Source organism: Mycobacterium sp. Root265 (genome assembly GCF_001428895.1).
Classification (GTDB): domain Bacteria; phylum Actinomycetota; class Actinomycetes; order Mycobacteriales; family Mycobacteriaceae; genus Mycobacterium.
The window spans coordinates 1-11271 of record NZ_LMJA01000032.1 but is presented as its reverse complement, the minus strand read 5'-3'; the positions used below and the strand labels follow the sequence as shown (position 1 = coordinate 11271).

At 67.8% G+C, this 11271-nt stretch carries 12 protein-coding genes; 6 read left to right on the top strand and 6 right to left on the bottom strand.

The window, feature by feature from the left end:
- Positions 1-179 precede the first annotated feature (179 nt).
- Complete coding sequence (locus tag ASE48_RS29485) at positions 180-1055, top strand: HAD-IB family hydrolase (protein ID WP_442928783.1); 876 nt, start codon at positions 180-182, stop codon at positions 1053-1055.
- 402 nt (positions 1056-1457) lie between these two features.
- On the opposite strand, the gene ASE48_RS29480 is transcribed toward ASE48_RS29485, so the two are convergent.
- Positions 1458-2198, bottom strand: coding sequence for a hypothetical protein (locus tag ASE48_RS29480; RefSeq protein ID WP_057170764.1), 741 nt, complete (start codon positions 2196-2198; stop codon positions 1458-1460).
- Between the two features lie 124 nt (positions 2199-2322).
- Here ASE48_RS29480 and acs point away from each other — a divergent pair, with 124 nt between their 5' ends.
- Positions 2323-4296, top strand: a complete 1974-nt coding sequence (gene acs / locus ASE48_RS29475) for an acetate--CoA ligase (RefSeq protein ID WP_057170763.1) — start codon at positions 2323-2325, stop codon at positions 4294-4296.
- 14 nt (positions 4297-4310) lie between these two features.
- Here acs and ASE48_RS29470 read toward each other — a convergent pair whose 3' ends face one another.
- Positions 4311-4964, bottom strand: coding sequence for a S1 family peptidase (locus ASE48_RS29470; protein ID WP_235571708.1), 654 nt, complete (start codon positions 4962-4964; stop codon positions 4311-4313).
- Between the two features lie 161 nt (positions 4965-5125).
- Here ASE48_RS29470 and ASE48_RS29465 point away from each other — a divergent pair, with 161 nt between their 5' ends.
- Entirely contained in the window at positions 5126-5632 is a 507-nt protein-coding gene (locus tag ASE48_RS29465; protein ID WP_057170762.1) for a phage holin family protein, read from the top strand.
- 11 nt (positions 5633-5643) lie between these two features.
- Positions 5644-6588, top strand: coding sequence for an alpha/beta fold hydrolase (locus tag ASE48_RS29460; protein ID WP_057170761.1), 945 nt, complete (start codon positions 5644-5646; stop codon positions 6586-6588).
- On the opposite strand, the gene marP is transcribed toward ASE48_RS29460, so the two are convergent.
- Genes marP through nth form a run of 4 tightly spaced genes read right to left on the bottom strand, consistent with a single transcriptional unit; the run spans position 6576 to position 9886 of the window.
- Positions 6576-7766, bottom strand: a complete 1191-nt coding sequence (marP, locus tag ASE48_RS29455; RefSeq protein ID WP_057170760.1) for an acid resistance serine protease MarP — start codon at positions 7764-7766, stop codon at positions 6576-6578. The genes ASE48_RS29460 and marP overlap by 13 nt on opposite strands.
- On the bottom strand, positions 7763-8566 hold the full coding sequence (locus ASE48_RS29450; protein WP_057170759.1) for an NUDIX hydrolase: 804 nt from the start codon (positions 8564-8566) through the stop codon (positions 7763-7765). The genes marP and ASE48_RS29450 overlap by 4 nt, the downstream gene beginning before the upstream one ends.
- A complete protein-coding gene (locus ASE48_RS29445) occupies positions 8559-9209 on the bottom strand; it encodes a TlpA family protein disulfide reductase (protein WP_057170758.1) in 651 nt (216 codons plus the stop codon). The genes ASE48_RS29450 and ASE48_RS29445 overlap by 8 nt, the downstream gene beginning before the upstream one ends.
- Positions 9206-9886 (bottom strand): endonuclease III, encoded by a 681-nt coding sequence (nth, locus tag ASE48_RS29440; RefSeq protein WP_057170757.1) that lies wholly within the window; start codon positions 9884-9886, stop codon positions 9206-9208. Before nth ends, ASE48_RS29445 begins: the two co-directional genes overlap by 4 nt.
- A gap of 210 nt (positions 9887-10096) precedes the next feature.
- On the opposite strand from nth, the gene ASE48_RS29435 reads away from it, so the two are divergent.
- Together ASE48_RS29435 and crp are read left to right on the top strand one after the other, a co-directional pair.
- Positions 10097-10348 (top strand): hypothetical protein, encoded by a 252-nt coding sequence (locus ASE48_RS29435; protein WP_082614522.1) that lies wholly within the window; start codon positions 10097-10099, stop codon positions 10346-10348.
- Positions 10349-10465: 117 nt separating this feature from the next.
- Positions 10466-11140, top strand: a complete 675-nt coding sequence (gene crp, locus ASE48_RS29430; protein ID WP_019510750.1) for a cAMP-activated global transcriptional regulator CRP — start codon at positions 10466-10468, stop codon at positions 11138-11140.
- The last annotated feature ends 131 nt before the right edge of the window (positions 11141-11271 follow it).

Genomic DNA, 11271 nt, shown 5'->3' with positions numbered 1-11271 from the left:
CACTCGGACATAGCCGAGTAAGGCCCACTATACACACGGGATTGGCCGCCGGCGCAAGTAGCGATGCAGGACGTTTACCCGATTTGCGAAAATTTGTGCAGGTTGCGACAGGTGTCTTGAGCTGCCACTTTCCCAGCGTTGGGAAAGTACTCCCTGCACCTCCCCCTATGCTGGATCCCGTGACGGCATCCGAGGGGCCCGCCGACGAATACGGTGTGCCGGAACCCGCAGCGCACACCCCTCCACCGGTCCGGACGGCGGCGTTTTTCGACCTCGACAAGACCGTCATAGCAAAGTCCAGCACTCTCGCGTTCAGCAAACCGTTTTTCGATCAGGGGCTGCTGAACCGCCGCGCCGTGCTCAAGTCCTCCTACGCCCAGTTCCTCTTCCTGATGTCCGGAGCCGATCACGATCAGATGGACCGGATGCGTACCTACCTGACCGACATGTGCACCGGCTGGGACGTCGAACAGGTGCGTTCGGTGGTCGGCGAGACCCTGCACGAGATCGTCGATCCGCTGGTCTTCGCGGAGGCCGCCAACCTGATCGCCGACCACAAATTGTGCGGGCGCGACGTGGTGGTCGTGTCGGCCTCCGGCGAAGAGATCGTCGCGCCGATCGCCGCCGCCCTCGGCGCCACCCATGCGATGGCCACCCGGATGGTCGTGGAAGGCGGCAAGTACACCGGCGAGGTTGCCTTTTATTGTTTCGGCGAAGGCAAGGCCGAAGCGATCCGCGAACTCGCCGCCCGCGAGGGTTACTCGCTGGAGCATTGCTACGCCTACTCCGACTCGATCACCGACCTGCCGATGCTCGAGACCGTGGGTCATCCGTCGGTGGTCAATCCCGACCGCGGCCTGCGCAAGGAGGCCGCCACCCGCGACTGGCCGGTGCTGACCTTCAGCCGCCCGGTGCCGCTGCGGGACCGGCTGCCCGCACCGTCGGGCGCTGCCGTCGCCACGACCGTCGCCGTCGGACTGAGCGCGCTGGCCGGCGGAGCACTCACCTATTCGCTGCTCCGGAAGGTGCTGCCGCGCACCGTTACCCGTCGGTAGCTGCAAGCCGGCCCGTAACGATCCGGATTCGCACCCGTTTGGTACTTGCTGTGACCGCGGTCACGGAGTACAAAGGAGGCACGGAAGCTTGGCAAGGCCAAGGCCACACCAGAAGAGAAGGTGTGATCTCCCGAGTCGAGCGTCCTAGCACGGATCACCGGAACCCACGCGGAGCACATGCCGCCATACAGGCAGAAGCGTTGTGGGCCTGCGGAATTCCGAAAAGCGAACGGCGCGACGACCCCTTGGGTGGGGTTGCAGTCGTAGCGCATCGGGAGAACGCCGAGGCCACCCACACAACCCACCAGAGCACGCTTGGTAACCGGAGTCCGTGCTAGCGGGCGGCGAGCCGAGTCGGACGAGAGTCCGATCACGGATCGTCGCCCGCTTTTATTTGCTGGGTCAGCCCTTCGCGGCCTGCGCGATCGAAAGCGCTTCGCGCGCACCGGCATGCAACCCCTGGCTGCTGAGCACCAACCACGCACCCAGCCCGTTCGGCGTTCCCGACGCGAACCCACGGGCGGCCGCCCGGTAGTTGCCGGACTGCTTCATCCAGAACATCTCCGGCACCCCGAGCCCGTGCGGATCCAGACCACTCGACATCGTGATGAGCCGGGACACCGCCCGCGCCACCACACCGTCGGCGGTGCCGAACGGCGCCAGCGTCAGCAGTTCCCCGTGCGCGACGGCAGCCAGGACGAAGGCGGGCACATTGGTCCCACCGGTCACCAGCTCGGCCAGCATCTCCAGTCGCGGCCCCACCTCCGGTGCCGGCCGCGGACGGCCCAGATGCTCGTCGTCGACCAGGTCCGCGGCTGCCAGCGCATGCAATTTGGCCAGCGCCTGCAGCGGCGCACGCTGCCAGACCCCGGTCAGCGCGTTCGCCCCGCCCTCCAGCGCCTCGGACACCCGCAGCGAACCGGCCAGCACCGCGTCGGGCTCGCCGTTCTCGGACAGACTCAGCGAGCCGCCGTCGAGCACCGAGGATGCCCGCGCCGCCCGCAGGGCCGCTTCGGCTGCGGTGGCCGGCCATCCGCGTAGGTTGGTGCGGTGACGGTGGGCCCGGCCCAGCTCCTCGCGGGCCTCTTCACCGGCTGCCGTTACCCCTTCGAGCGCCATCAGCGGGGCGAGTGGATCGGTCATTGCGGTAACGCTAGCCGACCGCTGGGCTCGCAATCTTCGACGTTCGGCGCAGTAGGCGGACCGCCCGCAGCGCATCTTGTGAGGCACCAACGACGGTGAACGTTTGGTGACTAGGCTCACATCCATGAGCAACACCACCGCCACGCAGACCGGCGTCCCGTCCGCTTACCCGCCGCCGGCGGACTTCGCGGCCAGCGCCAATGCCACCAGTGACCTCTACGACGCGGCCGAGGCCGACCGGCTTGCCTTCTGGGCCGAGCAGGCGAACCGGTTGGCCTGGGAGACCCCGTTCGAAGAGGTGCTGGACTGGTCGGAAGCTCCGTTCGCGAAATGGTTCGTCGGCGGAAAGCTCAACGTCGCCTACAACTGCGTGGACCGTCACGTAGAAGCCGGTAACGGCGACCGGGTCGCCATCCACTGGGAGGGCGAGCCCGTCGGCGACGCCCGCGACATCACCTACGCCCAATTGCAGGACGAGGTGAACCAGGCTGCGAACACGTTCACCGAGCTGGGCCTGCGGGCCGGCGATAGGGCGGCCATCTACATGCCGATGGTGCCCGAGGCCATCATCTCGATGCTGGCCTGCGCGCGGCTGGGCATCATGCACTCGGTGGTGTTCGCCGGCTACTCAGCCTCCGCACTGCGGGCCCGCATCGACGATGCCGAGGCCAAGCTCGTCATCACCACCGACGGCCAGTACCGACGCGGCAAGGCGGCCTCGCTCAAGGAAGCCGTCGACGAAGCGGTAGGAGACAGTTCGACGCAAAAGAGCACCGTGGAACACGTACTCGTGGTGCGCCGCACGGGTATCGACGTCGCGTGGACCGAGGGCCGCGACCTCTGGTGGGACGAGACCGTGCCCAAGGCATCCACCGAACACACCCCCGAGGCCTTCGATGCCGAGCAGCCGCTGTTCCTGCTTTACACCTCGGGCACCACCGGCAAGCCCAAGGGCATCGTGCACACCACCGGCGGCTACCTGACCCAGAGCTCCTACACCCACCACAACGTCTTCGACGTCAAGCCCGAGTCCGACGTGTACTGGTGCACAGCCGATATCGGCTGGGTGACCGGGCACACCTACATCGTCTACGGGCCGCTGTCCAACGGCGTCACCCAGGTGGTCTACGAGGGCACCCCCACCTCGCCCACCGAGCACCGCCACTTCGAGATCATCGAAAAGTACGGTGTCACCATCTATTACACCGCACCGACGCTGGTCCGCACGTTCATGAAGCTGGGACGTCAGATCCCCGCCGAGCACGACCTGTCCAGCCTGCGGCTGCTGGGTTCGGTCGGCGAGCCGATCAACCCCGAGGCGTGGCGCTGGTACCGCACCGTTTTCGGCGATGACAAAACCCCGATCGTCGACACCTGGTGGCAGACCGAGACCGGCTCCATCATGATCTCCCCGCTGCCCGGCGTGACATCCACCAAACCGGGTTCGGCGATGCGGCCACTGCCGGGCATCTCGGCCAAGATCGTCGACGACGAGGGCAACGAACTCAAGCCGGGCACCGATCACGGTGAGCAGGCCAACGGTTACCTGGTGCTCGACAAGCCGTGGCCGTCGATGCTGCGCGGTATCTGGGGCGACCCGGAGCGATTCAAGGAGACCTACTGGTCGCGATTCGCCGAGCAGGGCTGGTATTTCGCCGGTGACGGCGCGCGGTACGGCAGCGACGGCGAGATCTGGGTCCTCGGACGCGTCGACGATGTCATGAACATCTCCGGGCACCGCATCTCGACCGCCGAGGTCGAGTCCGCATTGGTCGGGCACGCCGGGGTCGCCGAGGCCGCCGTCGTCGGCGCCACCGACGAGCAGACCGGGCAGGCCATCTGCGCCTTCGTCATCCTCAAGGCCAGCGCCCAGGGTGGCGCCGAGGGGATGGTCGACGAATTGCGCGCCGAAGTGGCCAAGGAGATCTCCCCGATCGCGAAACCCCGGGAGATTCATGTGGTTCCGGAGCTGCCGAAGACCCGCAGCGGCAAGATCATGCGCCGGTTGCTGCGCGATGTGGCCGAGGGCCGCGAGCTCGGTGACACCTCGACGCTGGTGGACCCCAGCGTGTTCGAGGCGATCCGCGCCAGCAAGTAGCCTGCGGGAATCGGTCAGGAGACCGGGACGAACCCGGTGCCCGGCCGGTTCTTGGTGGTGATGTCCGCCAGTACCGAGTTGATCGACACGGTGACGGCGGGCGTGTGCAGCGGCACGAACTTGACCACGCACGTCGGAAGATCCTCGGTGAACGCGCCGTGGATCATCCCGACGAGCCGGTTGTTCACGGTGACCGGTGCGCCCGAGTCGCCGGGCTGCCCGCACACCTGGTTGAGGATGGTGCCCGGATCCTGTCCCGGGCCCCACGTCACGCCGCACGAATAGCCGGTGGTGCGGCCGAGTTTGCACGCCACCTCGCCGAACGCCGGATCTGGACCGAGCCCGAAGATCGAGAATCCGTTGACGGTGTTCACCGGGCGCACCTTCTGCTGGTCGAACTCGATGACGGCGTAGTCCAGGCCGTCGTTGCCGGCGACCATCACCCCCAGCGTTCCCGCGGTCGGCGCCGCCTCGGAGGCAACCACCGCGCCCGGACCGCCGCAGTGTGCCGAGGTGAACCCGATGAGCTTTCCTGCGGCGTCGTGACCGATCGCGGTCAGCGTGCAGAACGCGTGACCGTCGATGACGATGCCCGATCCGCCACCGAGATCGACCGGTCCGTCGGCGTGGGCCACCGGTCCCGCCAACACTGCGAGGGGGGCCAGCACCGCGAGTGAAACGAAACGCGCCAGGTACCGCCAGCGGTGTCTCAAGATCTCCCCGTTCAATCGGTGCTCGCCATTCTATGTCGGGCCAGAAGGGCGACCTCAGCTGCTCGGAGGCTTGCCCGTCGCTTCGCTCGCCCCCGGACCATGGCAACATAGCCCCCATGAGCTCGAGCAACGGGGACCGCAAGAACGGCGTGCCTGCCACCGTCACATCGATTCCGCTCGTCGACCCGCACGCACCGAAGGTCGATCCGTCGATCGGCGACCTGGTCAAGGACGCGACCGCACAGGTTTCGACGTTGGTGCGCGCCGAGGTGGAGTTGGCCAAGGCCGAGATCACCCGCGATGTGAAGAAGGGCCTCACCGGCAGCGTCTTCTTCATCGCGGCGCTGGTCGTGCTGTTCTACTCGACCTTCTTCCTGTTCTTCTTCATCGCCGAGCTGCTGGACACCTGGCTGTGGCGCTGGGCCGCGTTCCTGATCGTGTTCGGGGTCATGGTGCTGACGACGGTTGCCCTGGCCTTGTTCGGCTATCTCAAGGTGCGCCGCATCCGGGGCCCGCAGCAGACCATCGAGTCGGTGCGGGAAACCAAGGAGGCGCTGACGCCGGGCCACGACAAGCCCGAGGCGCCACGTCCCGCGCTGACCACCGACCCGTCGGGCTGGTAGCCCACCGCCTCATGGCACCCCGGCCGGATCCGTCGGTTGTACGCATTGACGGACCATGGCGACACCTGCAGATCCATGCCAACGGCATCCGTTTCCATGTCGTGGAAGGACTTGCCGATTCCGAGCAGGCCGACCGCCCGCTGGTGATCCTGCTGCACGGCTTCGGTTCCTTCTGGTGGTCCTGGCGTCATCAGCTGCGCTCCCTGACGGGCGCCCGGGTGGTCGCGGTCGATCTGCGCGGGTACGGCGGCAGCGACAAACCGCCCCGCGGGTATGACGGCTGGACGCTGGCCGGCGACACCGCGGGCCTGATCCGCGCGCTCGGCCACAGCTCGGCGACCCTGGTCGGCCACGCCGACGGCGGGCTGGTCTGCTGGGCCACCTCGATCCTGCATCCCCGTGCCGTCGATGCCGTCGCTCTGGTCAGCTCACCGCACCCCGTGGCGCTGCGCGAATCGGTGCTCACCAACTCCGCGCAACGCCGGGCGCTGCTGCCGTGGCTGCTGCGCTACCAGCTGCCCATCTGGCCGGAGCGCAAATTGATGCGCCACAACGCCATCGAAGTCGAGCGGGTGGTGCGCACCCGGGCCGGCGACGCCTGGCTGGCGACCGAGGATTTCGCCGAGACGGTCCGGCACCTGCGCCAGGCGATTCAGATTCCGGGTGCGGCTCATTCGACACTGGAGTACCAGCGCTGGGCGGTGCGCAGTCAGCTCCGCACCGAGGGACGACGCTTCATGCAGTCGATGAAACGGCCCCTGGACATTCCGCTGCTGCATCTGCGCGGCGCGGCCGATCCGTATGTGCTCGCCGATTCGGTGCGCCGCACGGAACCCTTCGTACCCCGCGGCCAGTTCGTATCCGTGCCCGGCGCCGGGCATTTCGCACACGAGGAGACGCCGGTGCAGATCAACGCCGCGCTACAGCAGTTCCTGGATGAGGTTTATCCCGGCTGACCGATGCAGGTGCCGGTGGGCACCGGCGCGGTGCTGCCGACCTTGAGCCGCTGCGGCAGCACTTCCTGCGCGGTCAGCACGAACCCGGTGTCCGGGTCGTCGACGGCGGCCCCGAACACCACACCGAGCACCCTGCCGTCCTTGTCGATCATCGGGCCGCCGGAATTGCCTTGCCGGACAGTGCCCCTGATGGTGTAGACGTTGCGGTTCACCGTGGTCGAGTTGTAGATGTCGGGACCGTTGAGCTCGATCGTCTCGCGGACGCGGGCCGGGGTCGCGGTGAAGTCCCCACCGCCCGGGTAGCCCATCACGATGGCATCGGTGGTCGGCTCGGCCTCGGAATCGTCGAAGATCAGCGGGACCGAGGGCAATTCGGGGACGGCCAGGATGGAGATGTCCTGGTTCGGGTCATAGGAGACCACGCTGGCGTCATAGGACTGGCCGCCGACCTCCACGGTGACGGTCTCCGCGCCGGCGACCACGTGCGCGTTGGACATCACCCGGTTCGGCGCGATGACGAATCCGCTGCCCTCCAACACCTTCTGGCAGCTGGGTGCGACCCCTCGGATCTTCACCACGCTGTTCCTGGTGGCCTCGACGGCCGGCGATGCGGTCAGTGCGGCGTCCGGGGCGTCGACGGCGACGATCGGGGTGCGGCTGAAAGGTTCGAGCACCGCAGGCAGCCCGGAGGTGTCGAGCAGACCGGCCAGCCGGGCCGGCACCTTCTTGAGCCACTCGGGCGCCAGGGCGTCGACCTCGCTGAGCACCTTGGAACCGCGGACGGCCCCGGCAAGAGTGGGCTGGCTGGTCAGCGGGGTGGCCAGCAGCCAGGCCGCCACCAACACCGTGAGCAGCTGCAGGGCCGCGCCGATGATCGAGTCGATGGTGCGCAGACCGCGGTTGCGCATGGCGCTACGCACCGCGCGCCCCAGCACCACACCGGCGATCTCACCGATGACCACCAGGGCCAGGATGAGGAACAGCGTCGCGAACAGCTTGGTGCGGGGCCCGTCGATGTTGCCGACCAGATGCGGTGCCAGCAGCACCCCGGCGACGGCGCCGAGCACCACGCCGATGAACGACAGCAGCGAGCCGAGCGCACCGGAGCGCCAGCCGGACACCGCGGCCACAAAGGCGACGGCGAGGATGGCGAGGTCGAGCCACTGTGACGGTGTCATTGTTGGGCCTCACGGTACTGGCTGACGCGTCCGACAAGTGCCATTGCCTCGTCCAACTCACGCACGTCGTCGGTGTCCCAGGGTTGCGCCCATCCGGCGACGTCGAGAATCGCCGAGATCACCTGACCGGTGAAACCCCACACCAGCATCTGGTTCAGCAGGAAGGCCGGGCCGGCGAAACGGCTGGTGTTGGCCTCGCGATAAACCATCAACCGATTCTCCGGATTGATGAACGCGCGCAGCGGAACCCGCGCGACGATGGCCGCCTCCTTCGTATCCACCACCCGCACGGGACCCGGGTCCGGCGAATAGGCCAGCACCGGAACCACGTGAAAACCGGTCGGCGGGATGAACATCCGGTCCAGGACGGCCAGCGGGATCAGCCGGTCCGTGTCGACGCCGGTCTCCTCGCGGGCCTCGCGCAGCGCGGTGGACACCGGGCCGTCATCCTCCGGGTCGGACACCCCGCCGGGAAAAGCGGCCTGCCCGGAGTGGTTGCGCAGCGTCGAGGCGCGCACGGTGACCAGCAGGTCGGTGTCGGGCGGCGGTACGTCTGCCGGCGCCTCGGCCGGGCCGGAGAACAGCACCAGCACCGCGGCATCGCGTTTGGTGCCGGCGCGGGTGGCGGTTTCGTTGGCGGCGGTGATGGCGGCCAGCACATCGGCGGGGACACGGCTCCGGTAGGCATCGGGCACCGCGGCGACATTGCCGACCAGGGGCCGGAGCCAGTGCGGCGCAGCATCCGGCGCCAGAACACTCCTCGGGTCGCTGCGCTCCTGCCCGCCGCGGGTGCTACTCAACCGGAACTCCTATCGACGGATTCACCGCCGCGGCGATCTCGTCGGCGTCGGTGAACGGTCGCGGCAGGATTTCGGCCACGCTACCGTCCGCCCGCAGGACGACGGACGCAGGCATCACGTTGGGAACCTTGAGGGCGGCCGCGACGAGGCGCCGCCCGTCCTGCACCGTCGGCAGCCGGACGCCCAGCTCGGCGAGCCGCAGCAGACCGGCGGTCTCGTTCTCGTCCTGGTGCACCGTCAGGACCGTCACCCGATCACCCATCCGCTGCTGGTACTCGGCCAGCGCGGGCAGTTCGTCCGCGCACGGCCCGCACCAGTAGGCCCACAGATTGAGCAGCACCGGCCGGCCCGCCAGCCCCGGTGCGAGGTCCATCATGGAACCGTCCCCCGCACATTCCAGGGTGATCCCGCGCAACGACTGCGGCCCGGCGCCGGCACGTGCGCTCGGGCAGGGTGCCAGGTCGGCACGCGCCCGGGGTTGCGCCAACGCTTCCGGGGTGTCGGCATCGCGATGATCGCGCGCGGCGGGTCGGTCGGCGTCGACCGGACCGGAGGTGTCGGTGCCGAGTTCACGCCACAGCGCGTAGCCCAACGCCACCAGGATGATCAGTACTGCCGCGGTCCAGCGGGCCGAGCGGCTCACAGTCCGGCCAGCGCCAGCAGATGCTCGGTCTCGGGACCTTTCACCAGCGCTGCCGCGGTGACCGGGTCGGTGGGGCCGGCGCCGAAGGACGGGCAGTCCTTGGCCAGTACGCACACCCCGCACGCCGGGCGGCGGGCATGGCAGACGCGGCGGCCGTGGAAGATCACGCGATGGCTCAGCAGCGTCCATTCGCGGCGTTCGATCAGCTCACCGACGATGTGCTCGACCTTCACCGGGTCCTCTTCGGCGGTCCAGCGCCAGCGCCGGACCAGCCGGCCGAAGTGGGTGTCGACGGTGATGCCGGGGATGTCGAAGGCATTGCCGAGCACCACGTTGGCGGTCTTGCGGCCGATGCCGGGCAGCGTGACGAGGTCGGCCAGGGTGTTCGGCACCTCACCGTCGAACCGGGCCTCCAACTCCTGGCCCAAGTTGATCAATGAGTTGGTCTTGTTGCGGTAGAAGCCGGTGGGCCGGATCAGCTCTTCGAGTTCGGTCCGGTCGGCCTGGGCGTAATCCAGCGCGGTGCGGTACCGCTTGAACAGCGCCGGGGTGGTCAGGTTGACCCGTTTGTCGGTGCACTGGGCCGACAGGATGGTCGCGACCGTGAGCTCCAGCGGGGTGGTGAAATCCAGCTCGCAGTACACGTGTGGAAAGGCCACCGCGAGCGACCGGTTCATCCGCCGGGCCCGGCGGACCAGACCGAGATGGGTCTCCCGGTCCCATGCCGCAGACGACTTGCTCCGGACAGTGCTCGCGCTCACCCGGATCAGCGTACTGACATGCGGACATGGGCGAGCGAAGCGACGGGGAAGAATGCCGGCCAGACCGGTTCCGACCGGTGACAAACCGTGATCCTGCTGAGACCTTCGCCGTGTTTACTTCCCTGTGTGTCTTGGTTGCTGGTCGCTTTCATCCCCGGGTTGCTGATGCTGGCGACCTTCGGGCTCGAGCGCCTGGAAGCCAGCTTGGAGACCGATGACACCACCACCCTGCGCCGCAATGTCGGGACGGATTTGCTGGAACGCAAGCGCCCGGCCCCGCGCGAACCGCAGGCGTTCACCGGTCTGCCGACCCGGTTGGCGCCGTCCGGCGAGAGCAATCCGCAGTTTCCGGCGACTCGCCAGCCCAATCGTGTGTAGCGTTGGCTCGTCGTCGGCGGGCCAACCTCTAGACTGAATTCGCTAACAAGCTAGGCGGTCAGCCACCGCAGGTTTGATACGCATGACATATCACCCGATGAGCTTAAGAGGGGCAACGTGGACGAGATCCTGGCCAGGGCCGGAATCTTCCAAGGGGTAGAACCCACTGCGGTCGCTGCACTGACCAAACAGCTGCAGCCCGTCGACTTTCCGCGCGGACACACGGTGTTCGCCGAAGGCGAGCCCGGTGACCGGCTCTACATCATCACGTCCGGCAAGGTGAAGATCGGCCGGCGTTCCCCTGACGGTCGGGAGAACCTGCTGACGATCATGGGCCCGTCGGACATGTTCGGCGAGCTGTCGATCTTCGATCCCGGCCCGCGTACCTCCAGCGCCACCACGATCACCGAGGTGCGTGCGGTCTCCATGGACCGTGAGGCGCTGCGCGCCTGGATCGCGGACCGGCCGGAGATCGCCGAGCAGTTGCTGCGCGTGCTGGCCCGTCGTCTGCGCCGCACCAACAACAACCTGGCCGACCTGATCTTCACCGACGTGCCCGGCCGGGTCGCCAAGCAGCTGCTGCAGCTGGCCCAGCGTTTCGGCACGCAGGAGGGCGGCGCGCTGCGCGTCACCCACGACCTGACGCAGGAAGAGATCGCCCAGCTCGTCGGCGCCTCCCGCGAGACCGTGAACAAGGCGCTGGCCGACTTCGCGCACCGCGGCTGGATCCGGCTCGAGGGCAAGAGCGTGCTGATCAGCGACTCCGAGCGTCTGGCCCGCCGAGCTCGCTAAACGTTGCGATTTGTGGAGTCTGAGTCGGAATGAGTGGCTGTTGCGAATTGGTTGGGCGGTTTCTTGGTGCTGGCCGTCTGTGGCTGCTGACTCGGGGCTATCCGGTGGCGTGGTGGAGCCTGGTCAGGTTG

Excerpts from the sequence above, each read along its gene's own strand:
- nth (WP_057170757.1), bottom strand. The coding sequence starts at position 9,886 with ATGAACCGGTCGCTCGCGGTGGCCTTTCCACACGTGTACTGCGAGCTG.
- marP (WP_057170760.1), bottom strand. The coding sequence starts at position 7,766 with ATGACACCGTCACAGTGGCTCGACCTCGCCATCCTCGCCGTCGCCTTT.
- ASE48_RS29480 (WP_057170764.1), bottom strand. The coding sequence starts at position 2,198 with ATGACCGATCCACTCGCCCCGCTGATGGCGCTCGAAGGGGTAACGGCA.
- ASE48_RS29460 (WP_057170761.1), top strand. The coding sequence starts at position 5,644 with ATGGCACCCCGGCCGGATCCGTCGGTTGTACGCATTGACGGACCATGG.
- acs (WP_057170763.1), top strand. The coding sequence starts at position 2,323 with ATGAGCAACACCACCGCCACGCAGACCGGCGTCCCGTCCGCTTACCCG.
- ASE48_RS29465 (WP_057170762.1), top strand. The coding sequence starts at position 5,126 with ATGAGCTCGAGCAACGGGGACCGCAAGAACGGCGTGCCTGCCACCGTC.